Genomic DNA, 24,388 nt, shown 5'->3' with positions numbered 1-24,388 from the left:
CGAAAGCCAAGTTATAGCCCCATCAGCGACAGCATGATGAACGTGGCAAACAGCACAAAATGCGTCATGCCTTCGATCGCGTTGGTCTCGCCGTCGTTGAGGTTGATGGCGCAAACCAGCAAGGTGACGAAGATCATGATGGTCTGCACGGGCGTCATCGCCATCTGGAAGGCCTGGCCGCTGTAAAGCGCCATGCCTTCCATAACCGGCACGGTCAGAATCACCGTCGACAGCGAAGCACCGAGGGCGATATTGACCACCGACTGCATGCGGTTGGCCAGCGCGGCTCGCAATGCGGTCAGGATCTCCGGCGCTGCCGAGATCGCCGCCACCAGAATCGCCGTCATGACAGGCGGCGCGCCGCTGCCTTCCAGGCCCAGATCGACGGTTTTCGACATAACTTCGGCCAACGCGCCAATGACCACTACGCCGAAAACCAGCGTGGCGATCGAACGCGTCAGGTTGACGGGCTCGTGCGCTTCTTCGGCCTCACCCTTGCGGCGCTTCTTATCCGGGTAGCTGTAGCTGAAGAAGTAACTGTGCGGTCCGACCTGCATACGCAGAAACAGCGCATACAGCAGGATCATCGCGCCAATGGTGAAGGCCGAATACAGTTTCCATTTCCCTTCGGGAATGAATTCCGGCACCACCATCGACACCGCCATGGCAGTCAGAATCATCACGCTGTAAGACCGCGCGGAGTCATCGTTGTAGGACTGCTCACCGTGCTTGAGCCCGCCCATCAACGCGGCAAGACCCAGGATCCCGTTGATGTCGAGCATCACGGCCGAGTAGATGGTGTCGCGCACCAGCGTGGGTGAAGGCTCGTTGCTCATCATGATCGCCAGAATCACGACCTCAACCAGCACCGCCGACAAGGTAAGGATCATGGTGCCGTATGGATCGCCGACCTTTTCCGCCAACAGCTCGGCGTGGTGAGCCACCCGCAACGACGCGCAGATGATGAACCCCACCAGGGCGATGCCCGCGATCAGCGCGACGGTATGACCGTGGCTGAGCAATTGGTGTTCGTAGAAGTAGGCGAAAAAGGTCGCAATGACCGCCAGTAGAAGAAACTTTTCCTGCTTGAGAATTGTGCCCATCGCTGCATTTAGCCCCTTGCGACCCTGGCCGCACATCCATGAAGTGAAGTTTACTGAAGCGCTTGAGAGTGTTGATGTAAACAAAGGTTTCAAGACAGCCTAGCAGCGGGTCGCGACAGATCGTCGCGCCGCCGCATCAAATTGCCATTCATCCTGACGCTGATCCGGACATCCAGACGCCAAGAACGCCTGCAGCTGCGGGCCCGCATCGCCGATACCTGTGGCGATGAGAGCCACGCAGCGTGTGAACCGTCCGGTCAGGTTTTATTCGGCCCGCGAGCCTGACTCTGTAGAATGCCCGCCATTGCACCTTACGAGACAAAGCCCATGTACGACTGGTTAAACGCCCTGCCCAAGGCAGAACTGCACCTGCATCTGGAGGGCTCACTTGAGCCGGAACTCTTGTTCGCTCTGGCTGAGCGCAACAAGATCGCCCTGCCCTGGGCAGATGTCGAAACCCTGCGCAAGGCCTACGCCTTCAATAATCTTCAGGAGTTTCTCGACCTGTATTACCGCGGCGCCGACGTGCTGCGAACCGAGCAGGATTTTTACGACCTGACCTGGGCATACCTGGAGCGCTGCAAAGCGCAGAACGTTATTCACACCGAACCGTTCTTCGATCCTCAGACCCATACCGACCGCGGCATTCCCTTTGAAGTCGTGCTTAACGGCATAGCCGGCGCCTTGAAAGACGGCAACGAAAAACTCGGGATCGGCAGCGGCCTGATCCTGAGCTTCCTGCGCCACTTGAGTGAGGACGAAGCGCAGAAGACCCTCGACATGGCGCTGCCCTATCGTGACACCTTCGTGGCCGTCGGCCTGGACAGCTCGGAAATGGGCCACCCACCGAGCAAGTTCAAGCGCGTCTTTGATCGGGCTCGCGGCGAAGGCTTCCTGACCGTTGCCCACGCAGGTGAAGAAGGTCCGCCGGAGTACATCTGGGAGGCACTGGATTTGTTGAAAATCCAGCGTATCGACCACGGCGTGCGCGCCATCGAGGACGAGCGCCTGATGCAGCGCATCATCGATGAGCAGATCCCGCTGACGGTCTGCCCGCTGTCCAACACCAAGCTTTGCGTTTTCGACCACATGGGTCAGCACAATATTCTCGATATGCTCGAGCGCGGCGTGAAAGTGACTGTCAACTCCGATGACCCTGCGTACTTCGGTGGCTATGTGACCGAGAACTTCCACGCGCTGCACACCCACTTGGGCATGACCCAGGATCAGGCCAGTCGCCTCGCGCAAAACAGCCTCGACGCCCGTCTGATCAAGCCCTGATCAGCAGCAGCGTGTGGACGTTCTGCTCCACACGCCGCGCGTCCATTTCGCGCCGTCACGCCGCCGAGGCGATCTTGCTGATTTCCCGCTGGCCGTTGGATGAGACCTGCAACGTGCAGGCCTCTTCTGTCGTGCGCAGCCAACCCAACTGCAAGAACAGTTGCAAAAGCCCCGCCCCTAAGGCGCCCCCCAGATGGGGTCGGCGTTCATGGCGATCAACACAGGCGCACACGGCTTCGCGTCGTCTGTGGGCCAGCGCGGGAATAAAAATGCCACGTTCGGCAAAGCGCGAGATGCCGACACTGGTGACCTCAAGCCGGTGTTCGGACTGTTCAATCCAGCCTGCCCCCAACATCCGCAAATACAGCTCAGCGCCCATCTCGCCCCCCAGATGGTCTGCACACACACTGGCTCTGCATAACGGCAGGGGCGGCAACGGTTGCGCCATGCTGCGACTGATCAGTTCCGCGCTGACCATGGATGCACTGACCAACGCCTGGACGGCGGTCCGGACTTCCGGCGCAGCGAGTCTGAAGTAGCGCTTGCGGGCGCGGACTTCGTGGCGCAGCAACCCGCCTGCGGCGAGACGCGCCAGATGCGCACCGGCGGAAGAAGTGGAGAGACCTACCAGCAAAGCCACTTCATCAGCAGCCCGGGATGTTCCGTCCATCAACGCCCACACGATCGCGCTGCGTTTGGGGTCGGCGAGCAACGCAGCGATCTGGCTGATGCAAGGTACATATTCCATGTCTTCACTCCCTGTTGAACATTGTCTAAGCGGACCGGTGCCGGTGCGCAGATCAAGGCATGCCTTTGCGTGGAATCACGGGCGTAATCCGGTAAAGCGCAAGGCCGTTGCTGCGGTCAGCATCATCGTTGTTTAAGCCGAACACAGACTTTGATTTAAATCACATCACGCGAACTCTGATCCCTGGAACTTGCACGCCATACAGATAATTGCGCCTGAGCCATACAGTTAGAAAAGAGAATTAAATCGGATCCATGACGGCGCTTAGTATAAGACCTGGATTCGGTCGGTGGATCAACTTGTCCATCGACTCACCCTTTGTTTGTGGGCCGTATTGGCAAATGTTCAGCACAATCGGTATGCCCATACATGGCGTGATTGCGATCGGATAGCTCGAACCCCCTTTAATCACGGGGGCTTGCGCGGAGGATGGCGGCTCGTGGGTCTGAGGTCGAGGCGATTGCCTACATCGAAAACGCAGAAAACCTTCAAGAAAATAATCTGTGCCAAAGGCGTATGAAGGGTGAACTTGTCGCGATCAAGCACGGCAGTCAGGATCGGTATTTTTAGTGCTGTAAGAAGTTTCCAATTAAGGAGTAGTAAAAGGCCGTATATAAACCGCTCATTTTCGACAGACTAAACATGCTTAGACAGGTGCACATTAAACATAAGAAAAATCGGCAACGCCCGCGCGTTGCCGACGTCGATCAGATACGCACATCCGCGTGGGGCATCAGCGCATCTCGTTTCAGTTGCGCGCGGCGAGTGATCACCGCCAGGGTCACGGCCAGCACGCCGCACAGCGTAATGACGGTCGCCATCGGCACCGCCGTTCCGTCATGCAGCACGCCGACCAATGCCGCCGCACCTGCTGCGACACTGAACTGCAGGCACCCCAACAACGCCGACGCGCTGCCTGCCCGTTTACCCTGCCCGCCCATCGCGCACGCGGAAGCGTTGGGGATGATGCAGCCCAGGCTGGCGATATAGATAAACAGCGGAATCAGCAGCGGCCACAGCTTTTCGGTGTGCAGCGATGCGATGGTCAGCAGCACGACGGCAGCAGCGAGATAGATCCAGACAGTCCGCGACAGCAACCACGCCGGCCCATAGCGGCCAACAAGGCGGGCGTTCACCTGGGCGATGAGGATGAAGCCGGCGGCGTTGATGCCGAACAGCCATCCGTAGTGTTCCGCCGGGACGCCGTAGAGCTTGATGAAAACGAAAGGTGAACCCGCGATGTAGGAGAACATCCCGGCCATGGCGATCCCGCCGGTGAGCGCATGGCCCAGGAAGATCCGGTCGCCCAGCAGATTCCAGTACGACCCGAGCGCGCCCGAGAGCGGCAGTCGCGGGTGGCCGGCCGGCATGCTTTCCGGCAAGCCCCTGAAAACCGCCACTGCGGTGAGTGCGCTGAACACCGTCAAGGACAGGAAGATGGCCTGCCAACCCACAACGTTGACCAACAGCCCGCCCAGCATCGGGGCCAGAATCGGCGCCAGGCCCATGACCAGCATCAATTGCGAGAACACCTTGGCCGAGTCAACCGGCGAACACTTGTCGCTGACGATCGCCCGTGACAGCACCATGCCAGCACATCCGCCCAACGCTTGTACAAAGCGGGCCGCAATCAGCCATTCAAGCGAAGGCGCCAGGGCGCACGCCAGCGATGCAAGGGTGAACAAGCCGACGCCAAATAACAGCGGGATCCGGCGACCGAAGCGATCGGCGATCGGGCCGTAGGCGAGCTGGCCGATGCTCAGGCCGAGGAAATAAGAGGCCAGGGTCAGCTGAACGTGTTTCTCGTCGGTGCCGAACGCCAAAGCGATGGCCGGGAAACCTGGCAGGTAAAAGTCGATGGCCAACGGGCCAAAGGCGCTGAGTGCGCCGAGGATCAGAATCGTTCTGAGGTTCATCAATCTTCCTAAACGGTTTTGCGCAGCGCGACAGTTTAACAACCTTGGATCTGCGCGGCCCGGTCACGGGAAAATTACCAGAAGTTTTTTCAAGACGTCGCTCAGTAAAAAAGGTGGAACTTATTACGCGCGACCGAGCATCGGTTAATGGATTTCCTACAACGTTTTTACCAATAACTCACAGAAGCGCTTCTAAGCTTTTCTCAAGCAGTGAGGAAATCAAAATGAATGCGCGATGGGCTGTCTTGTGGTGCGTTGTCGTTGTCGCCGGATGTCAGTCTACCCACGACCAGTTATTGGCCGAAGGTTACCCACCGGCATTCGCGGATGGTTTTCAGGATGGCTGCGGAAGCGGGCGGCAGTCCGTTGATGTCATCAAAGGTCAATTCAAAAAGGACGTGCCACGCTATTTGCGTGACACGCTGTATGCGCAAGGTTGGTCGGACGGGTTTCGCCAGTGCCAGGCGCAACTGGCCAACAGCAATGTTCAGGATCAAGGTCGGGACAGTATTTGGAATGACCGCGACCGCGACTGGGACCGCCAGAGAACCCAGGACGCCGCTAAAGCCTACCGCTCTCATTAAACGACGGTCGCGGCTGCATAACGGGTGAAACTATCGGGGACCGCACATGGCCCAATGTGACTAAGCCATGAACAGGAGCCCCGCCATGAGTCGAGCCTTCGTCAACGAAGACAACGCCGCTGCGCAAATCGACCCGCCGGTTGAACGGCAGATCAGCGTCCAGACCAACTACGTCACCCAGCGCGGCCTTGATCAATTGCACGATCAGGTCGAGCAGCTGCAAGCCCAATACAGCGAACAGAACGCCCGAGGCGATGAAGGCGACAAACAGCGCATGGCCGAAATCGAGCGGGACCTGCGTTACTTCAACCAGCGCCTGCAAAGCGCCCAAGTGGTCAGCAGCACGTCCGATGACAAGGTTCAGATCGGCAGTTGGGTGACCTTTGCCGACGAGGAAAACGTTGAACAGCGCATGCAATTGGTCGGCGAGGATCAGGCCGATGCAGGCAGTCAGTTGATCAACTGGGCATCACCGCTGGGCAAGGCATTACTGGGCGCCAAGGTCGGGGATGAAGTCACCTGGCAGCGGCCGGTGGGCGATGCCGTGATCGAGGTGGTGCGCATCGAAGCCGGCGACTGAGGTCGTCGACCAACAATCGGCCAGACACAAAAAACGGAGCCCAACGGCTCCGTTTTTCATGACGCCCAACCGTATCAGGCGAGCTTCTTGTGACGCACGCGGTGCGGCTGAGCGGCGGCATCGCCAAGGCGTTTCTTGCGATCGGCCTCGTACTCGGTGTAGTTGCCTTCGAAGAACACCGCCTGCGAATCGTCTTCGTACGCGAGGATGTGAGTGGCAACGCGGTCAAGGAACCACCGATCGTGAGAGATCACAATGGCAGCGCCAGGGAAGTCCAGCAGGGCTTCTTCGAGCGAACGCAGGGTTTCAACGTCGAGGTCGTTTGACGGTTCGTCGAGCAGCAAGACGTTGCCACCCTCCTTCAACGTCAGCGCGAGGTGCAGACGACCGCGCTCACCGCCAGACAGGTCCTTCACGAACTTCTGCTGATCGCCGCCCTTGAAGTTGAAACGGCCGACATAGGTGCGCGACGGGATTTCGTAGTTGCCGATCTTGATCTGATCGGAGCCGTCGGAAATCTGCGCGAACACGGTCTTGCTGCCGTCCAGGTCGTCGCGGCTCTGATCGACACACGCCAGCTGTACGGTTTCGCCGACTTCAATGGAGCCGGAGTCCGGTTGCTCCTTGCCCATCAGCATGCGGAACAGCGTCGATTTACCGGCACCGTTACCGCCGATCACGCCAACGATGGCGCCTTTAGGCATGGAGAACGAAAGGTTGTCGATCAGCACGCGATCGCCGTAACCCTTGGTGACGTTCTTGAATTCGATGACTTTGTCGCCCAGACGCGGACCGGCCGGGATGTAGATCTCGTTGGTCTCGCTGCGCTTCTGGAATTCCTGGGACTGAAGCTCTTCGAAGCGTTGCAGACGAGCCTTGGATTTCGACTGGCGCGCTTTGGCACCTTTACGGACCCACTCGAGCTCTTCTTTCATGGCCTTTTCATGGGCCGACTGCTGCTTGGACTCGGCCGCCAGACGATCAGACTTGGCTTCAAGCCAGCCGGAATAGTTGCCTTCGTACGGAATGCCCGCGCCGCGGTCGAGTTCCAGAATCCAGCCAGCGACGTTGTCGAGGAAGTACCGGTCGTGGGTGATCGCAACCACGGTGCCCGGGAAATCGTGCAGGAAATGCTCGAGCCAGGCGACGGAATCGGCATCCAGGTGGTTGGTCGGTTCGTCGAGCAGCAGCATGTCAGGGGCGGACAGCAGCAGACGGCACAGGGCCACGCGACGTTTCTCACCACCGGACAAGTGTTCAACCTTGGCGTCCCAGGCCGGCAGGCGCAGCGCATCGGCGGCCACTTCGAGCTGGCGCTCCAGGTTGTGGCCATCGCTGGCTTGCAGGATCGACTCGAGCTTGGCCTGTTCGGCCGCCAGCTTGTCGAAATCGGCGTCCGGCTCCGCGTAAGCGGCATAGACTTCGTCCAGCCGTGCTTGAGCGTCCTTGATCACGCTGACAGCTTCTTCGACCACTTCACGTACGGTCTTGGTCGGGTCGAGCTGCGGCTCTTGCGGCAGGTAGCCGATATTCAGCTCGGGCATCGGGCGTGCTTCACCGTCAAATTCGGTGTCGACACCGGCCATGATTTTCAGCAGCGTGGATTTACCCGAGCCGTTAAGGCCGAGGACGCCGATCTTGGCGCCGGGGAAAAACGAGAGGGAGATGTTTTTCAGGATTTCCCGCTTCGGCGGAACAACTTTGCTCAGCCGATGCATGGTAAAGACGTATTGAGCCATGGAATGAAAACCTGGAATGAGACTGTGAATTAAGGTGCGAGCTTAGTGCTGCGTCGCAAAAAATGCGTTTATCTTCGCGCCGCAACTTGCCTTGGCGCGATTCCGGGCCTTGAATTGATCAGAGCCAGACCGGCGCGGCAGGGACAAACTTCCGAGGGCCGGTATTAAAGCTGGAGCAATGCTTGCAGGCCTTTTAAATCATGCAAGCATGCCGTGCAGAAACCGGCGCGTCGCGCGTGGCGCAAAGCTACCCGAATGCACGCAACAGGGCAAACCGTCCGGCCCATTAGCGCTGGCACTTAGCCACAGCTCGGTGGCATGCTAGCCGCCTTTTGCGCACCGGGCTTATAGTGCGTTTCGCACATGCTGATTCAGTCCAGTAGTCAGGATCACAGTTTGCTCAAACCGACCCCCATCTCACCCCTGCGCCCATCCGATAGCGCAACGACCGTGCCTTTAAGGGGCGTGCTCAGGGGTGCGCTCGCGGTCCTGGTTCTGATGATGTTGATGCTGTTGTTATGGCAGATGATCGAGCAGTTCCAGCAGTCCCAGGAACGCCAGCACAAGCGCAGCATCGACTACAGCGTGCAGCTCGCCGATCGGCTGAGCCTGAACATGGCGCTGGACGCTCAGGTGGCGCTGAATGTGCTTAACGAAACCCAGGACACTTCGCAACCCGTTGACGATCCAGAGGCCGTGCTGGCGAACCTTGGTCAATCGATGCCGGCCGTTAAAAGTCTGGTCTGGCTCGACATTGACGGAAATGTCACTGCCGAAAGCGAGGGTGACACCCGTGATGTCGGCTTTCTGACCCAGATGCATTCGGTCATCCAGGGCCATCCGTACTTCTATGCCAGCGACCCAGGCGCCTCCACGTTTTATCTATTCATCCGTCAGCCAGGCACCGGCAATCAACGCTACTGGGCGCTGCGGCTCCAGCCCGACATCCTGAAGTCCCTGACCCGCCAGAGCGATCTGGATTACCAACCCGTCTGGCTGCTGGAAGATATCAGCAGTCAACGCCCCCTCTACAAAAACCTGCCAGGCGCCGGCCAGTCCGCTGACAACGAGTTGCAGACCGTGCACCTGCAACCACTGACCCACAGCGACTGGCAAGTGCGTGGCCTGTTCGATCCGCAGAAAGCCCGGCAGGCGCAGCTCTTGCCGCTCATCGGTGAATGCCTGCTCGCCCTGCTCTGTTCCATTATTCCGCTGTTCGCGCTGCGCAGCCTGCGCCGCCGCCAACTGCAGCTGCATCAAAGCCGTCGCCGCTACAAAGACATCTTTGAAGGCACCGGGGTCGCGCTCTGCGTACTGGACCTCTCCGGCCTGCCGGCTTACCTCAAGCAGCTGCAAGTGAACAGCGGCGAGGAACTGAATGCACGCCTGAGCAGCCAGCCCGAGTTAATCAACGGCCTGCTTCAGCAATTGCGCATCACTGAGGTCAATCAGGTCGCCGCTCAACTGTTGCGCGCCGATTCGGCACAACATGTCTGGCAACAGTTGATCGAAGGCTGCCCTCGCGCCGGAAACGGCATCGGCCTGCAGATACTCCAGGCGGTCCTCGAGGGTCAACGCCAGTTGGAACTCGAAATTCTGAACCCCGACGCGCAAAGCGGTGACCAACACCTGTGGTTGGTCATGCGCCTGCCTGAGCAACCTGAAGATTTCAACGCCGTCATTCTCAGCATCAGTGATTTCACCAACCGCAAGCAGGCCGAGCTGTCGCTGCAGGAGCGGGAACAGTTCTGGTCGGATGTCGTGCGTACCGTGCCGGACTATCTCTGCGTTCTGGACGCGGCCACGCGGCGGATCATTTACAGCAACCATAATCTGGGCCTGGCCCTTGGTTATGAGTCGGCCGAGCTGGACGAGATGGGCGAGCATTTCTGGGAAACGCTGCTGCATCCGGACGATATCGGTGCTTATGAGCAGTTGCGCCTTGCACGCACCGAGCACGGCCGCAGCGACCTGATCCAGTGCCAGTTGCGGTTCCGCGCGCGACAGGGCAACTGGCGTCGCTTCGATATCTGCGAACAGGCGCTTGCGGCGGACACTGACGGGCAGATCCGGCGCATCGTGGGCGTCGCCAAAGACATCACCGACCAAGTGGAGGCCAGCCAGTCCCTGCGCGAAAGCGAGCAGCGATACCGGATGCTCGCGGAAAGCATCAGCGACGTGATTTTCTCCACCGATCGCCAGTTGCACGCCAACTACTTCAGCCCCTCGGTCAATACCGTGCTGGGTTATAGCGCCGAGTGGATTCTGCAGAACGGCTGGAGGGCAATCATCGCCAATCCTCAGCAGCTCAGCGGCTTTTATGCGCTGCTGCAGAGGATCAGTAAAGCGTCGAGCAAGCCCGAGGCGCTGGCGGACCTGCGCAGGGAGATCACCACCCAGTTGTTCCTGTTCGATTGCTTACGCGCCGATGGTCGCAAGATTCCCGTAGAGCTTCGTGTGGTGCTGGTGTGGGATGACTCCGGAACGTTTGAAGGCGTTCTCGGCGTTGGACGCGATGTCAGTCAGCAGCGGCGCGCCGAGAAAGACCTGCGCATGGCGGCCACGGTCTTTGAACACTCGACCTCGGCCATTCTGATCACCGACCCTGCGGGCTACATCGTGCAGGCCAACGACGCCTTCACCCGGGTCAGTGGCTACGCCGTGTCCCAAGTGCTGGATCAACTGCCGATGATGCTGACCGTCGAGAACCAGCAGGCAGCGCACCTGGGTTACATCCTCAAGCAGTTGAGCCAGCGCGGCAGTTGGGAGGGTGAGTTGTGGCTCAAGCGCCGCGACGGTGAGCACTATCCGGCTTGGGTCGGGATTACCGCGGTGCTCGATGATGAGGGCGACCTGGCCAGCTATGTGTGCTTTTTCAGCGACATCAGCGAGCGCAAGGCCAGCGAGCAGCGCATTCACCGGCTGGCTTATTACGACGCACTGACCCATCTTCCCAACCGCACGCTGTTTCAGGATCGGCTGCACAGCGCGTTGCAACATGCCGAGCGTCAACACACTTGGGTGGTGTTGATGTTCCTCGACCTGGATCGCTTCAAGCCGATCAACGATTCACTGGGCCATGCCGCCGGCGACCGCATGCTGAAGGAAATGGCTTTGCGCCTGCTCGCATGCGTTGACGAAGACGACACCGTTGCGCGCATGGGCGGCGACGAATTCACGCTGCTGCTGCAACCCCGCCCCACCCAACAGGCCGCACTGAACCGGGCAATTCATGTGGCCGAGCAGATTCTCGCCAGCCTGGTGAAACCCTTCGTGCTGGAAGGCCGCGAGTTTTTCGTCACAGCCAGTATCGGTATCGCGCTCAGCCCTCAGGACGGTAGCGAACTGAGCCAGTTGATGAAGAACGCCGACACGGCGATGTATCACGCCAAGGAACGCGGCAAGAACAACTTCCAGTTTTACCAGACCGACATGAATGCCAGCGCCCTTGAGCGTCTGGAGCTGGAAAGTGACCTGCGCCATGCCTTGGAGCAGGGCGAGTTCACGCTGTATTACCAGCCGCAGTTCAGTGGCGACGGCAAGCGCCTGACCGGCGCCGAGGCCTTGCTGCGCTGGCGTCACCCGCGTCGTGGCCTGGTGCCGCCAGTAGACTTCATCCCGGTGCTGGAAGAACTAGGGCTGGTGGTCGAAGTCGGCGAGTGGGTGCTCAAGGAGGCCTGCCGCCAGTTGCGCGAGTGGCATCTGGCGCGGGTTCGCGTGCCGAAGGTGTCGGTGAATATTTCCGCACGGCAGTTCTCGGACGGTCAGTTGGGCACGCGCATCGCCGGTATTCTGCAGGAAATCGGCCTGCCGCCCGCCTGCCTCGAACTTGAACTGACTGAAAGCATCCTGATGCGCGAGGTGAGCGAAGCCATGCAGATCCTGGCCGGACTCAAGCGGCTGGGCCTGAGCATCGCGGTCGATGACTTCGGCACCGGCTACTCGTCGCTGAACTACCTGAAGCAGTTCCCCATCGACGTACTGAAGATCGACCGCACCTTCGTCGATGGCCTGCCGTCCGGCGAACAGGACGCGCAGATCGCCCGGGCAATCATCGCCATGGCCCACAGCCTCAATCTGTCGGTGATCGCCGAGGGCGTGGAAACCCACGAGCAGTTGGAGTTCCTGCGCGAACATGGCTGCGATGAAGTTCAGGGTTACCTGTTCGGCCGCCCCATGCCGGCGGCGCGGTTCGAGGCCCAGTTCAGCAACGATGCGCTGTTTATGCTGGACTAGCAGCGGCAAGCGGCAAGCGGCGAGCTACAAGCAGAAGCCGCGCCGCATTCAGCTTGAAGCTTACGGCTTGAGGCTTGAGGCTTGAGGCTTGCAGCTAAGCTTTAGCCTTGCATCGCGCTCATCACGCACATGACCCGCTTTCATATGCCAGATAAAACCCGATGGGTTAGAATGCCCCCCTTTTCTACTGCCCGATCCCCGAGGACCGCCATGTTCAGCCGCAATTTGACCATCGCCAAGTACGACGCCGACCTGTACGCCGCCATGGAACAGGAAGCCAAGCGTCAGGAAGATCACATCGAGCTGATCGCCTCGGAGAACTACACCAGCCCGGCGGTCATGGAAGCCCAGGGCTCGGTCCTCACCAACAAATACGCCGAAGGCTACCCAGGCAAGCGTTACTACGGTGGCTGCGAATACGTCGATATCGTTGAGCAATTGGCCATCGACCGCGCCAAAGAACTGTTCGGCGCCGATTACGCCAACGTCCAGCCACACGCAGGTTCCCAGGCTAACAGCGCGGTGTACCTGGCGCTGCTCAACGCTGGCGACACCATCCTGGGCATGAGCCTGGCCCACGGCGGTCACCTGACCCACGGTGCGAGCGTTTCTTCCTCCGGCAAGCTGTACAACGCCGTTCAGTACGGCATCGACGGCAACGGCCTGATCGATTACGACGAAGTCGAGCGACTGGCGGTCGAGCACAAGCCGAAGATGATCGTCGCCGGTTTCTCCGCCTACTCGCAGATCCTCGACTTCCCGCGCTTCCGCGCCATCGCTGACAAGGTTGGCGCTTACCTGTTCGTCGACATGGCTCACGTAGCCGGTCTGGTCGCTGCAGGCGTTTACCCGAACCCGGTTCCATTCGCTGACGTCGTCACCACCACTACTCACAAAACCCTGCGCGGCCCGCGCGGTGGCCTGATCCTGGCCCGCGCCAACGCCGACATCGAGAAGAAGCTGAACTCCGCTGTTTTCCCGGGCGGCCAGGGCGGTCCTCTGGAGCACGTCATCGCGGCCAAGGCGATCTGCTTCAAGGAAGCACTGCAGCCTGAGTTCAAGACCTATCAGGAACAAGTGGTGAAAAACGCCAAGGCCATGGCCGGCGTGTTCATTGAGCGCGGGTTCGACGTGGTGTCCGGCGGTACTGAAAACCACCTGTTCCTGCTGTCGCTGATCAAGCAGGACATCTCCGGTAAAGACGCCGACGCCGCACTGGGCAAAGCCTTCATCACCGTGAACAAGAACTCGGTACCCAACGATCCGCGCTCCCCGTTCGTCACCTCCGGCCTGCGCTTCGGCACCCCGGCCGTGACCACCCGCGGCTTCAAGGAAGCAGAGTGCAAGGAACTGGCCGGCTGGATTTGCGACATCCTGGCAGACCTGAACAACGAAGCGGTGATCAACGCCGTACGTGAGAAGGTCCAGGCCATCTGCGCCAAGTTGCCGGTTTACGGCGCTTGATAGCGGTTGCTTGATGTGAAAAAGCCCGGCTCTTGAGCCGGGCTTTTTTGTAGCTGACGAGTGAAGATCAAACCTGTGGGAGCGAGCTTGCTCGCGAAGGCGTCGGTTCAGTCCCATCGAGTTTGTCTGGCCTGGCACTTTCGCGAGCAAGCTCGCGCCCACAAGGATTGTGTACATCCCAAAATGTCAATCCGCCGCCACCTTCGAAAACCCCGATCGGATCTTGTCCTCCGGCAGCTCATCAGCAATAAACACGATCACGCTCTCGCGCTTCTCGCCTTCTGCCCACTCCACATCGAAGTCAAATCCGTAGAGCTTCAACACCCCCTGAAAGACCAGCTTGCGATCCTCGCCGGCGATATTCAGCACGCCTTTGTAACGCAGCAGTTGTTTGCCGTGCTCTTCCAGCAGGTCGTTCATGAAGGTGCTGAGCTTGTCGATGTCCAGCGGCTGGTCACTGCGCAGGACCAGGCTGCTGATCCGGTCGATGGAGCGGCCTGCCGGGGCTGCCGGGCGCAGTGTCATGCCGCCGATGTCAGCGTTCAGGTTGAAGCCGCGCACATCCAGCAGCTCGGCCAGATCGATCTTGCCGTGCTCGACCACCCGGATCGGCGCGCGACGGTTGATGCGGGTCAAGCGCTCGCTTAATGCATTGAAGGTTGCTTCATCCACCAGATCGGTCTTGCTGACCAGCAGACGATCCGCGAAGCCGATCTGCGCCTGGGCGATGGTCTGCTCCAGGTGCGTGTCGGCATGGGCGGCGTCGACCAACGTAATGATGCCGTCGAGGATGTAGCGCTCGCGCAGATCCTCGTCGATGAAGAAGGTCTGCGCAACCGGTGCGGGGTCTGCCAGGCCAGTACATTCGATGACCAGCCGATCAAACGCGATCTCGCCACTGTCGAGGCTCTCCAGCAGCAGATACAGCGCTTTGGTCAGGTCGGCGTGGATGGTGCAGCAGACGCAGCCGTTGGACAGGGTCATCACCTGCACCGGCTCGTCGCCCAGCAATTGGGTGTCAACGCCGGCGTCGCTGAATTCGTTCTCGATCACGGCGATCTTCAGGCCGTGCTCTTCCTTGAGCAAGTGGCGCAGCAAGGTGGTTTTGCCGGCGCCGAGAAAACCGCTGAGGATGGTGACGGGGATAGGTGTGAACAAAAAAAAGACCTCGATTCGCTGAAAAAAAAACAGGAGTGAGGTTGCGGGCGATTCGAAATGTCAGTCAGTACAGCGGCGACTGAATTAACGCATCGCGAGCAAGCTCACTCCTGCATGACCAAGGGTCACTTCATTAGCAACACTTGGGCCCGCCCTTCCCGCCGTAACGGGCGTCCTGGCGTTCCCGGAAGAACGCTTCGTAGGACATCACCGGCTTGTCCGGGTGGGTCTTCTGCATATGCTCAACGTAATTGTCGTAATCCGGCATGCCCACCATAAGGCGGGCGGCCTGACCGAGATACTTACCCAGGCGACTCAGATCGTTGAACATAGGCAGCTCCTCGCGTTACAGCGCACTCAATGGGTTTCCGGGAACGCCTGGAATGGCGATTCCTTGTCGGTACGCTCCTTCTTGATCCACGCCGCACGCCCCACTTTCAGCGCATAGAACAGAATGCTCAGGACCACGAACAGGAACAGCGTGGTCAGGGTGGCGTTGGTGTAGGCATTGAAGATCACGTGCTGCATCTGGTCCATGGTCTTGGCCGGCGCCAGCACCTGACCGGCATCTGCCGCCGCGCTGTATTTCTTCGCCAGGGCCAGGAAGCCCACCGCAGGGCTCGGGTCGAACAACTTGATGAAGCCTGCGGTCACTGTGCAGATCAGCAGCCACGAAGCCGGCAGGATGGTGACCCAGACGTACTGTTGACGCTTCATTTTGATCAGCACGACGGTCGCCAGCATCAGCGCGATACCCGCGAGCATCTGGTTGGAGATACCAAACAGTGGCCACAACGTGTTGATCCCGCCCAGTGGATCGATCACGCCCTGATACAGCAGATACCCCCACAGCGCGACGCAACCACCGGTACCGATGGCGTTTGCGGTCCAGGACTCGGTGCGTTTCAGCGCAGGTACGAAGCTGCCCAGTAGGTCCTGCAGCATGAAGCGGCCGGCACGGGTACCGGCATCCACTGCGGTCAGGATGAACAGCGCTTCAAACAGAATCGCGAAGTGGTACCAGAACGCCATAGTGTTCTGACCCGGGAAGGCCTGGTGCAGGATCTGCGCGATACCCACGGCCAGTGTCGGCGCACCACCGGCACGGGCCAGCACAGTATTTTCGCCGATGTCTTTCGCCACAGCGGTCAGTTGATCCGGCGTGATGAGGAAGCCCCAGCTGCTGACCATCTGCGCGACCGAGTTGACGTCAGAGCCGACGATCGCCGCAGGACTGTTCATCGCGAAGTACACGCCTGGCTCGATGACCGAAGCCGCGACCATGGCCATGATCGCCACGAACGACTCCATCAGCATGCCGCCGTAACCGATGTAACGGGCGTTGACTTCGTTATCCAGCAGCTTCGGTGTGGTGCCCGAAGAAATCAGCGCGTGGAAACCGGAGACGGCGCCACAGGCAATGGTGATGAACAGGAACGGGAACAGGGTTCCTTTCCAGACCGGACCGGTGCCGTCGGTGAACTGTGTCAGCGCAGGCATTTTCAGCTCAGGCGCAAGAATCAGGATGCCGATCGCCAGCGCGATGATGGTGCCGATTTTCAGGAACGTGGACAGATAGTCGCGAGGCGCCAGTACCAGCCAGACCGGCAGCATGGCCGCGACAAACCCGTAACCGACCAGCATCCAGGTGATCTGCACGCCGGTGAACGTGAACATCGGCGCCCACTCAGGACTCGCTGCGACCAGACCACCGACCCAGATCGACAGCAGCAACAGCACGACGCCCACCACCGAGATCTCGCCGATACGGCCCGGGCGGATGAAGCGCATGTAGATGCCCATGAACATCGCGATCGGAATTGTCGCCATGACCGTGAACATGCCCCATGGGCTCTCGGCCAGTGCCTTGACCACAATCAGCGCCAGCACCGCGAGGATGATGATCATGATCAGGAAACAGCCGAACAACGCGATGGTGCCGGGAATGCGGCCCATTTCTTCGCGGACCATGTCGCCCAACGAGCGACCGTTACGGCGCGTGGAAAGGAACAGGATCATGAAGTCCTGCACCGCCCCCGCCAGCACGACACCGGCAATCAGCCACAGCGTACCGGGCAGATAGCCCATCTGCGCGGCGAGCACAGGACCGACCAGGGGACCTGCGCCGGCAATGGCAGCGAAGTGGTGACCGAAGAGAATGTGTTTGTTGGTAGGAACGTAGTCGAGCCCGTCGTTCTTGAGCACCGCAGGGGTGGCCCGGGTCGGGTCGAGTTGCATGACCTTGGTAGCGATGAACAGGCTGTAGTAGCGATAAGCGACCAGATAAATGGCCACTGCGGCCACCACAATCCAGAGTGCGTTGATCGCCTCCCCGCGACGCAATGCAACCACTCCCAGAGCCCAGGCCCCAAGGATCGCAACAATCAGCCAGGGCACGTGGCGCAGCAGACCATTATTGTTTTTCATTTTTTTGTTTCCAACTGAGTGGACTTATTGTTGTTCAGCAAGCGGAGTTTAGCGCCGCCCGAGCGAAAGGCTACCCCCACGATGGTCTAGCGCGATATTTGTCCTATAGTCAGTGCAGCGGGCGCTTGAGGCGCTAAAGGAGTAGTTGCGTAATGACCGATAACCACACAGAACGTCGTCGCTTCAAACGCGTTGCATTCGACGCGAAAACCATACTCAACCAAGGCGACCAGACCTGGACGGTTCAGTTGATCGACCTGTCGCTCAAGGGACTGCTGATCGAGAAGCCCTCGCCGTGGGGAGGCGATACCAATGAGCGTTTCATGGTCGACATCGAGTTGCAGGAGGGCATTGATGTCGTGATGGAAGTGCAGCTGACCCACGACGACCACAATCACCTGGGGTTTGTCTGCAAGCACATTGAGCTCGACTCAGTGACGCACCTGCGTCGACTTATCGAGCTCAATATTGCCGATCACGATGAACTGGAGCGCGAGCTGGGCGCGCTGATGGGGGGCTGATTCTGAGAGAGGCGCCGGGCGGATTCCGGCACCTGATGGGTTAAATCAGTTTTTGCCTGACGGCTTCCTCAAGCGTGCTCTGGGTCAGGTGCTGAATGACGCCCTCGGCCGACTGGTTGAACGGCAGCGCGAACACCAGCAGCAGTTGCATCCAGGTCGTCACGGTTTCGCTTTTCTCGATCCGCCCCAATACTTTCCCATCGCGGTCTTTGTAGACCGTTTCCAGCACCAGCCGGTTGTGGGCAACGGTCGGGATCACCAATAACGTGATGCCGGACAGAATGGCACTGCCCGTGTTGCCGGTTTCTTCATTGCGTAAGCTGGCATACACGTAAACGTCGGACTCTACCTTGTCAGTCGTGACACGCTGAAAACGCCCCGACTGGTTGAAGTTGTCGATTAACACCTTCTCCCAGGCACTGACATTGGTGCCGCCGGCTCTCTGCTCGCCGTTAAATGTGTGGAGCGCCGTAAAGCGCACATACGCCGCAGGCTTAGTCGATTTTTGCTGGCTTGCCAGCGGCCAGTTTTCCACGGCCGGCAAATCATGTTGCGAGTAGGACACGCAGCCGCCCAGCGATACGCCGAGTATCAACACCAGCGCTTTAATCATGGATTTCATGGTGTTCTGATTCCTTTCAACGGGTATTCAATTGAGTGACTGCGGCATCGGTCAGCTTGGCGATCAGGTCACGGAGCTGTCGACTGCCCAGGCCGGGCGCGGCGTAGTCGGCGTCATACAGGCCGACATTGTGGGGCTCGTCGACTCTCTCCATGGCTTTGGCCAGCGTCTTGCCAGTGCGGTCTTCAATGGTCAGCTCACCTGCAAGATCGTAGGTGTCGACGTAGATCGGCCCGTTGACCCAGATGTAGATCGTCAGGGTCAGCAATGCACCGGGGAAGTACGCAGGGTGAGTCGAGCGCTTGCCGTGCAGCGAGGTCAGGTTGAATTTCAACATCACGTCCTGATCACCCAGCCTGGCAGGAAATACCGAGACATCTTTGAAGTAGCCGGCACTTTCGATGTAGTGGTTGATTTGCTCCGTCAATTGCCGGCTGACGTTCTTGCGCAGTTCATCGTTGATCTTCGGCACCGATACGACCACGTCCGCCATCTGTGCAACCCGCGGACTGGTGACCACTGCTGCCCTGTCCGGCTCGCCGATCGGGCCGTAGGTATTGAAAGAAAAACAACCGGTCAGCGACAACAACGCGCCAAGCAAAAGCACATGTGCAATCCGTTTCAAACCAACATCCTTAATTTCGGGCGAACGGCCGCACTCCGGTCCAGGTGAACCGCAGCAGAATCATTCGAATTTTCAGGGAAACGTCGCCGCAGCCGCACATCAAGGGTGAGCAAGCGGAAACGAGGCGGCGATACTAATGCGCCATCATTATGACGTCAATTTCCGTTTCCGATATTTTTAAGGGCCGGCGCTCTAGCGCCGGCTCTTCTTACTCCTCGAATAACGCGTCCAGAGCTTGATCCAGGCGAGTCACGCCAATCACTGTCAGGCCCGGCGGGGACTCTTTCGGGGCGTTGCCCTTGGGCACGATGGCGCGTTTGAAGCCGTGCTTGGCCGCTTCCTTGAGTCGCTCCTGACCGCTGGGGACGGGGCGCACCTCGCCGGACAAGCCCACTTCGCCGAACACCAGCAAGTCGCCCGGCAGCGCGCGGTTACGCAGGCTGGACATGACCGCGGCCATCAAGGCCAGGTCGGACGCGGTTTCCAGCACTTTCACCCCGCCCACGACGTTGAGAAACACATCCTGGTCATGGGTAGGGATACCGCCGTGGCGGTGCAGTACTGCGAGCAACATGGCGAGCCGGTTTTGATCCAGACCTAACGTCACGCGTCGCGGATTGGAAAGGTGGCTGTCATCGACCAGCGCTTGCACCTCCACCAGCATCGGCCGGGTGCCCTCCCATGTGGCCATGACCACACTGCCCGCGACTTCTTCCTGCGCGCGTGTGAGAAAGATCGCCGAAGGGTTCGAGACTTCCTTCAGCCCTCTGTCGGTCATGCCGAAGACGCCCAGTTCGTTGACGGCACCAAAACGGTTTTTGACCGCACGCAGCAAACGCAGGCGGCCATCGGATTCGCCTTCGAAATACAACACGGTGTCGACCATGTGCTCCAGCACCCGAGGCCCGGCCAGCGCGCCTTCTTTGGTGACGTGGCCGACGAGAAAGATCGCGGTCCCGCTCTGCTTGGCGTAGCGCACCAGCAGCGCTGCGCTCTCGCGAACCTGGGATACACCGCCGGGCGCTGACTGCAGCTGCTCGGTGAAGATGGTCTGAATCGAGTCGATCACCATGACCTTCGGCTGCTCGATGCGCGCCGTGGCAATAATGGTTTCGATGCAGGTCTCGGTCATGACCCGCAGTTTGTCCTGGGGCAAGCCGAGGCGACGGGCACGCATCGCGACCTGCTGCTGCGATTCTTCGCCGGTAACGTACAGCGCCGGCATGCGCTCGGCGATGGCGCAGAGGGTCTGCAACAGAATGGTCGATTTGCCGATGCCGGGGTCGCCGCCGATCAACACCACCGAACCATCCACCAGGCCGCCGCCGAGAACCCGGTCCAGCTCAGTGGAGTTGGTGGAAAAGCGCGGGATTTCTTCGACACTGACTTCGGCCAGGGTTTTGATCTGTGCCTGTTGGCCGGTCCAGCCGGAACGACCGCTGGGCGCCGCCGCCGTGCTGTTGTCGATCACGGTTTCAACGAGGGTATTCCAGGCGCCGCATTCGCTGCACTGGCCGGCCCACTTGGGAAACGTCGAACCGCACTCGGTGCAGCCGTACATGCGTTTGGCCTTGGCCATGACACCCCCGATGTAAAAAGGGGGCAATCATACCCGATGCGTCAAACCGTCGGGCGCAGCGCTACCAGCCACCCATGTTTTTGGAGGATTGAATAAAACTTACAAGGACGTACCCGGTCGATTGCATGGATTAAGCGAGATGCAGCTAGCTGACTTACACTGCATTGACCACTCTCATCTGTAACAAAGGAATACACCCATGAGCGTACTAAGCGAGTTCAAAGCCTTTGCCGTAAAAGGAAACGTCGTCGACATGGCCGTCGGGATCATCATCGGCGCGGCATTCGGCAAGATCGTTTCGTCGTTCGTCGGCGATGTAATCATGCCGCCACTCGGCTTGCTGATCGGCGGCGTGGACTTCAGTGATCTGGCCATCATGCTGCGGCCCGCCGAAGGGACCGCCCCTGCAGTGGTGCTGGCTTACGGCAAGTTCATCCAGACCGTGATCGACTTCATCATTGTGGCATTCGCCATCTTCATGGGCGTCAAGGCGATCAACCGCCTGAAGCGCGAAGAGGCCAAGGCGCCGACCCTGCCGCCAACGCCATCGAAGGAAGAGGTGCTGCTGGGCGAAATCCGCGACCTGCTGAAAGAGCAAAACAACAAGCCGGCTGCGCCACTGCCAGTGACGCCTGATCGGTTCGTTTAACGGCTGAGGGCTGCCAGCATCCGGCTGTTTCTCTGCGTACTGAACGCGGGCTTCGCGAGCAAGCTCGCTCCCACAGGATCGGGGGATGGCTCGAAATCACCGCTCGCCGCTGGACGTGTGGGAGCGAGCTTGCTCGCGAAGATGGCATACCCGCCGCTGGAGACTTGGCGGATGTGCCCGCTTCTTCGCGAGCAAGCTCGCTTCCACAGGGTTTTGCGTTCGCCCCGTTGTTCAACTACCAGTAATTCTCCACCGCAATCTGACCCGGCTTGCGCGTCAATGCCAGGCGCATGTCGCGGGTTTTGAGTATCGCGCGGGTGTCTTCGATCATCTGCGGGTTGCCGCAAATCATCACCCGTGAATGTTCAGGCGTCAGCTCGACGCCGGCCGCTTTCTCCAATTCACCGTTCTCGATCAGCGTGGTAATGCGCCCGTTAAGCGCACCCGGATGCGGCTTCCGCGTGACGGTGGCAATGAACGTGAACTTGTGCGCGTACTCGGCCAGATACTCGCGCCGGGTCAGCTCGGCGATGAGCTGCTGATAGGCCAGTTCCCGGGACTCGCGGACGCTGTACACCAGAATGATGCGCTCGAATTTCTCCCAGACCTCGAAGTCCTGCAAGATCGACAGGAACGGCGCCACGCCGGTGCCTGTGGACAACATCCAGAGGTCGCGACCGTCCGTGAAGCGATCGAGGGTCAGGTAACCCACCGCCTGTTTTTCCACCATCAGCGTGTCGCCCTGACGAAGCCGGCTCAACTCGCTGGTGAATTCGCCATTGGGCACGACGATGGAGAAGAACTCGAGAAACTCATCGAAGGGCGAGGACACCACTGAATAGGCCCGCCACACCGTCGTTCCGTCAGGCTTGGTCACGCCCAGTCGTGCGAATTGTCCTGCCGTAAAGCGGAAGCCGGGGTCGCGGGTGGTGCGAAAGGTAAAGAGACTGGGAGTCAGCGGCGTAACGTCCAGCAGCGTTTGCCGGGTGAATTTTTCTGCACTGGCAGTCATGGGGCGCTCCTGGCTCCTGTCTCACAAAAAAGGGTGGTCAGTGTCCCGCAAACACGCTGCGATAAACACCGCCGGTTTGTAGTGACATCTACAGCGGTCTCGCCAATTTTTAGAGTATTTGGCTATCAGCGTTATCGCAAAGCGGTCCGAACTAGGACGCCAGCGGATCTTAAGCTGCTGATTTCGCTAAGTTTTACAGCGCTAGTCGCCCAGTGACTTCGGTGTCACTGCGGCGCGACCGCAAATCTTGCCGCGTTCAAGGGGGCGATTATTTCCTAGACTTCGATCAGGACGATCAACACCGAGCATGGAGGCACACGATGGATATTAGGAAGATGGGCGAAGACTGCAGCGCCTGCGGGGAGAGTCTGGGCTACAAAGGCCTGACGATCCGAGAGGTGGAGGTGTTGAAGTGGTGCGCTACAGGCAAGACGGCTGCAGAGGTCGCGTTGATCCTTGATGTGACAGCGCGCACCGTTAATTTCCACATTGGCAAAGCCATCCATAAAATCGGCGCTTGCAACAAGATGTCGGCCGTGGTCCAGGCGACGAAAGACGGGGTGATCTAGGCACGGGCAAAGCAAGGGTGAAAAGCCCGGTGCATACGGGCAAAAACACGTAAAATCGCCGGCTTCGCGAACCTGGACACGCCGGCGCACGTGTAATTTCCGCTGACATGCCGGTAGTGCCATCTACGACTGGAACCGCTCCGCCCATGCCCCTGCTTACCACACCGTTTGCCCAGCTCGACCTGATCCGCCAACCGGAGCAGCCGGATGAGCCTTTGCAGGCCTTCGATGCCGCCGACGAGTACCTGCTCAATCACATTGCTGAGCAGGGGGTGACGCTGCAAACACGGGTGCTGGTGCTCAACGACAGTTTCGGCGCGCTCGCCACGAGCCTCGCCCCCCATGCCACGGTGGTCAGCAGCACGGATTCGTTTCTCGGTGCTCAAGCCCTGGGAAAAAACCTGGTGCGCAACGGCCTGACCTATGACGCCGTCCCGGTGGTCCCCGCCAGTGAGCCACTGACCGGCCCCTTCGACTGGGTGCTGATTCGCGTCCCGAAAACCCTCGCCTTGCTGGAAGAACAGCTGATTCGTTTACAGGACCAACTGGCCCCAAACGCAAAAGTCGTCGCTGCCGGCATGATCAAACACCTGCCCCGCTCGGCAGGCGAGCTGATGGAAGAGTACATCGGTCCCGTGCAGGCATCGCTTGCCGTAAAGAAGGCCCGACTGCTGCTGTGCACCCCTGAAGCCAAAACCGTTCAACCCTCGCCCTACCCCACCCGTTACACGCTGGACGAGCCGAAGATCGAGTTGATCAACCACGCCAACGTGTTCTGCCGCGACGGGCTGGACATCGGTACCCGCGCCTTCCTGCCGTACTTGCCCAAGGGCCTGGGCTCAGCACGGGTCGCCGATCTGGGGTGCGGCAATGGCGTGCTCGCCATCGCCAGCGCGCTGAACAATCCCGACGCGCACTACACGCTGGTGGACGAGTCGTTCATGGCGGTGCAATCGGCTCAGGAAAACTGGAGACTGGCCCTCGGCGAGCGGCCGGTGGTGATTCACGCAGGTGACGGGCTGGCGGCGCAGGAACCTGAATCGCTGGACGTGGTTCTGTGCAATCCGCCGTTTCACCAACAGCAAGTGGTCGGCGATTTCCTCGCCTGGCGAATGTTCCAGCAGGCGCGCTCGGCGCTGGTCACCGGCGGCGCGCTGTACATCGTCGGCAACCGTCATCTGGGCTATCACAGCAAACTGGCGCGACTGTTTCGGGGGGTGGAACAAGTGGCGGCGACGCCGAAGTTCGTGATTCTCAAGGCGCGTAAATAGCTCGCTGGGCTTGTCGTGTAGCCTTCACAGATGAAGCCAAAAAAACCCGCCGAAGCGGGTTTTTTTATTGAGGGAGCATCACTCAGTGCGACTTCATGCCTGCCGCTGTCATGAACATGCGCAGCAGCATGGCGACCACGAACAGCGCCAGCACGCTGCCGGTCCAGATGACCACCAGCCAGCCGATGCGCTGCCACAGTGGTTTGCCCTTCGCTGGATCAACCTCGCGCCTGTGCTCATCCGGGTTCCGGGCGTCGTGCTGAACAGATTCTTTAACCGACATCGCTAAACCCTCTTATCGCGC

At 59.6% G+C, this 24,388-nt stretch carries 21 protein-coding genes; 9 read left to right on the top strand and 12 right to left on the bottom strand.

Going from position 1 to position 24,388, the window contains the following annotated elements; all coding sequences use genetic code 11:
• Nucleotides 1-11: 11 nt before the first annotated feature.
• Nucleotides 12-1,103, bottom strand: a complete 1,092-nt coding sequence (locus FX982_RS11530; protein WP_172610725.1) for a calcium:proton antiporter — start codon at nt 1,101-1,103, stop codon at nt 12-14.
• Between the two features lie 327 nt (nt 1,104-1,430).
• Between FX982_RS11530 and FX982_RS11525 the strand changes: the two genes are divergently transcribed.
• Nucleotides 1,431-2,384: an adenosine deaminase gene (locus FX982_RS11525; protein ID WP_172610724.1), complete on the top strand. Its 954-nt coding sequence runs from the start codon at nt 1,431-1,433 to the stop codon at nt 2,382-2,384.
• Nucleotides 2,385-2,439: 55 nt separating this feature from the next.
• On the opposite strand, the gene FX982_RS11520 is transcribed toward FX982_RS11525, so the two are convergent.
• Together FX982_RS11520 and FX982_RS11515 are read right to left on the bottom strand one after the other, a co-directional pair.
• On the bottom strand, nt 2,440-3,132 hold the full coding sequence (locus FX982_RS11520) for an ArsR/SmtB family transcription factor (protein WP_172610723.1): 693 nt from the start codon (nt 3,130-3,132) through the stop codon (nt 2,440-2,442).
• 707 nt (nt 3,133-3,839) lie between these two features.
• Nucleotides 3,840-5,048 carry a multidrug effflux MFS transporter gene (locus tag FX982_RS11515; RefSeq protein ID WP_172610722.1) on the bottom strand — a complete coding sequence of 403 codons (1,209 nt, stop codon included), beginning with the start codon at nt 5,046-5,048 and terminating at the stop codon, nt 3,840-3,842.
• Nucleotides 5,049-5,272: 224 nt separating this feature from the next.
• On the opposite strand from FX982_RS11515, the gene FX982_RS11510 reads away from it, so the two are divergent.
• Nucleotides 5,273-5,632, top strand: a complete 360-nt coding sequence (locus tag FX982_RS11510) for a hypothetical protein (RefSeq protein WP_172613035.1) — start codon at nt 5,273-5,275, stop codon at nt 5,630-5,632.
• A gap of 85 nt (nt 5,633-5,717) precedes the next feature.
• The gene (locus tag FX982_RS11505) at nt 5,718-6,212 is read left to right on the top strand and encodes a GreA/GreB family elongation factor (protein ID WP_172610721.1); all 495 of its coding nucleotides are present in this window, start codon (nt 5,718-5,720) and stop codon (nt 6,210-6,212) included.
• A 74-nt stretch (nt 6,213-6,286) separates the two neighbouring features.
• Here FX982_RS11505 and ettA read toward each other — a convergent pair whose 3' ends face one another.
• Nucleotides 6,287-7,951, bottom strand: a complete 1,665-nt coding sequence (ettA, locus tag FX982_RS11500) for an energy-dependent translational throttle protein EttA (protein WP_065987538.1) — start codon at nt 7,949-7,951, stop codon at nt 6,287-6,289.
• Nucleotides 7,952-8,365: 414 nt separating this feature from the next.
• On the opposite strand from ettA, the gene FX982_RS11495 reads away from it, so the two are divergent.
• Together FX982_RS11495 and glyA are read left to right on the top strand one after the other, a co-directional pair.
• The gene (locus FX982_RS11495; RefSeq protein ID WP_438826325.1) at nt 8,366-12,187 is read left to right on the top strand and encodes a sensor domain-containing protein; all 3,822 of its coding nucleotides are present in this window, start codon (nt 8,366-8,368) and stop codon (nt 12,185-12,187) included.
• Nucleotides 12,188-12,397: 210 nt separating this feature from the next.
• Complete coding sequence (glyA, locus tag FX982_RS11490; protein ID WP_172610719.1) at nt 12,398-13,651, top strand: serine hydroxymethyltransferase; 1,254 nt, start codon at nt 12,398-12,400, stop codon at nt 13,649-13,651.
• Between the two features lie 186 nt (nt 13,652-13,837).
• Here the strand turns inward: glyA and yjiA are convergent, their stop codons facing one another.
• The 3 genes from yjiA to FX982_RS11475 all read right to left on the bottom strand — a co-directional run bounded on the left by yjiA (nt 13,838) and on the right by FX982_RS11475 (nt 17,236).
• Nucleotides 13,838-14,809 (bottom strand): GTPase, encoded by a 972-nt coding sequence (yjiA, locus tag FX982_RS11485; protein WP_172610718.1) that lies wholly within the window; start codon nt 14,807-14,809, stop codon nt 13,838-13,840.
• A 133-nt stretch (nt 14,810-14,942) separates the two neighbouring features.
• Nucleotides 14,943-15,140, bottom strand: a complete 198-nt coding sequence (locus FX982_RS11480; protein WP_065987541.1) for a YbdD/YjiX family protein — start codon at nt 15,138-15,140, stop codon at nt 14,943-14,945.
• Nucleotides 15,141-15,166: 26 nt separating this feature from the next.
• Entirely contained in the window at nt 15,167-17,236 is a 2,070-nt protein-coding gene (locus FX982_RS11475) for a carbon starvation CstA family protein (protein WP_172610717.1), read from the bottom strand.
• Between the two features lie 152 nt (nt 17,237-17,388).
• Here FX982_RS11475 and FX982_RS11470 point away from each other — a divergent pair, with 152 nt between their 5' ends.
• Nucleotides 17,389-17,757 (top strand): PilZ domain-containing protein, encoded by a 369-nt coding sequence (locus FX982_RS11470; protein ID WP_172610716.1) that lies wholly within the window; start codon nt 17,389-17,391, stop codon nt 17,755-17,757.
• 40 nt (nt 17,758-17,797) lie between these two features.
• On the opposite strand, the gene FX982_RS11465 is transcribed toward FX982_RS11470, so the two are convergent.
• From FX982_RS11465 to radA, 3 genes are all read right to left on the bottom strand, one after another.
• The gene (locus tag FX982_RS11465) at nt 17,798-18,379 is read right to left on the bottom strand and encodes a hypothetical protein (RefSeq protein WP_172610715.1); all 582 of its coding nucleotides are present in this window, start codon (nt 18,377-18,379) and stop codon (nt 17,798-17,800) included.
• Nucleotides 18,380-18,395: 16 nt separating this feature from the next.
• Entirely contained in the window at nt 18,396-19,004 is a 609-nt protein-coding gene (locus tag FX982_RS11460) for a hypothetical protein (RefSeq protein ID WP_172610714.1), read from the bottom strand.
• A gap of 208 nt (nt 19,005-19,212) precedes the next feature.
• Nucleotides 19,213-20,583 (bottom strand): DNA repair protein RadA, encoded by a 1,371-nt coding sequence (radA, locus tag FX982_RS11455; protein ID WP_172610713.1) that lies wholly within the window; start codon nt 20,581-20,583, stop codon nt 19,213-19,215.
• Between the two features lie 199 nt (nt 20,584-20,782).
• Here radA and mscL point away from each other — a divergent pair, with 199 nt between their 5' ends.
• A complete protein-coding gene (gene mscL / locus FX982_RS11450; protein WP_172610712.1) occupies nt 20,783-21,232 on the top strand; it encodes a large-conductance mechanosensitive channel protein MscL in 450 nt (149 codons plus the stop codon).
• Between the two features lie 235 nt (nt 21,233-21,467).
• Here mscL and FX982_RS11445 read toward each other — a convergent pair whose 3' ends face one another.
• Nucleotides 21,468-22,244, bottom strand: coding sequence for a ferredoxin--NADP reductase (locus tag FX982_RS11445; protein ID WP_172610711.1), 777 nt, complete (start codon nt 22,242-22,244; stop codon nt 21,468-21,470).
• Between the two features lie 320 nt (nt 22,245-22,564).
• On the opposite strand from FX982_RS11445, the gene FX982_RS11440 reads away from it, so the two are divergent.
• Both FX982_RS11440 and FX982_RS11435 read left to right on the top strand, forming a co-directional pair.
• A complete protein-coding gene (locus FX982_RS11440; RefSeq protein WP_254074896.1) occupies nt 22,565-22,813 on the top strand; it encodes a helix-turn-helix transcriptional regulator in 249 nt (82 codons plus the stop codon).
• Nucleotides 22,814-22,959: 146 nt separating this feature from the next.
• Nucleotides 22,960-24,084, top strand: a complete 1,125-nt coding sequence (locus FX982_RS11435) for a methyltransferase (protein WP_172610710.1) — start codon at nt 22,960-22,962, stop codon at nt 24,082-24,084.
• 82 nt (nt 24,085-24,166) lie between these two features.
• On the opposite strand, the gene FX982_RS11430 is transcribed toward FX982_RS11435, so the two are convergent.
• A complete protein-coding gene (locus tag FX982_RS11430; protein ID WP_172610709.1) occupies nt 24,167-24,367 on the bottom strand; it encodes a DUF2474 domain-containing protein in 201 nt (66 codons plus the stop codon).
• Between the last annotated feature and the right edge of the window lie 21 nt (nt 24,368-24,388).

The organism is Pseudomonas graminis (assembly GCF_013201545.1).
GTDB lineage: Bacteria > Pseudomonadota > Gammaproteobacteria > Pseudomonadales > Pseudomonadaceae > Aquipseudomonas.
This window is presented reverse-complemented; position numbering and strand designations above follow the sequence as displayed.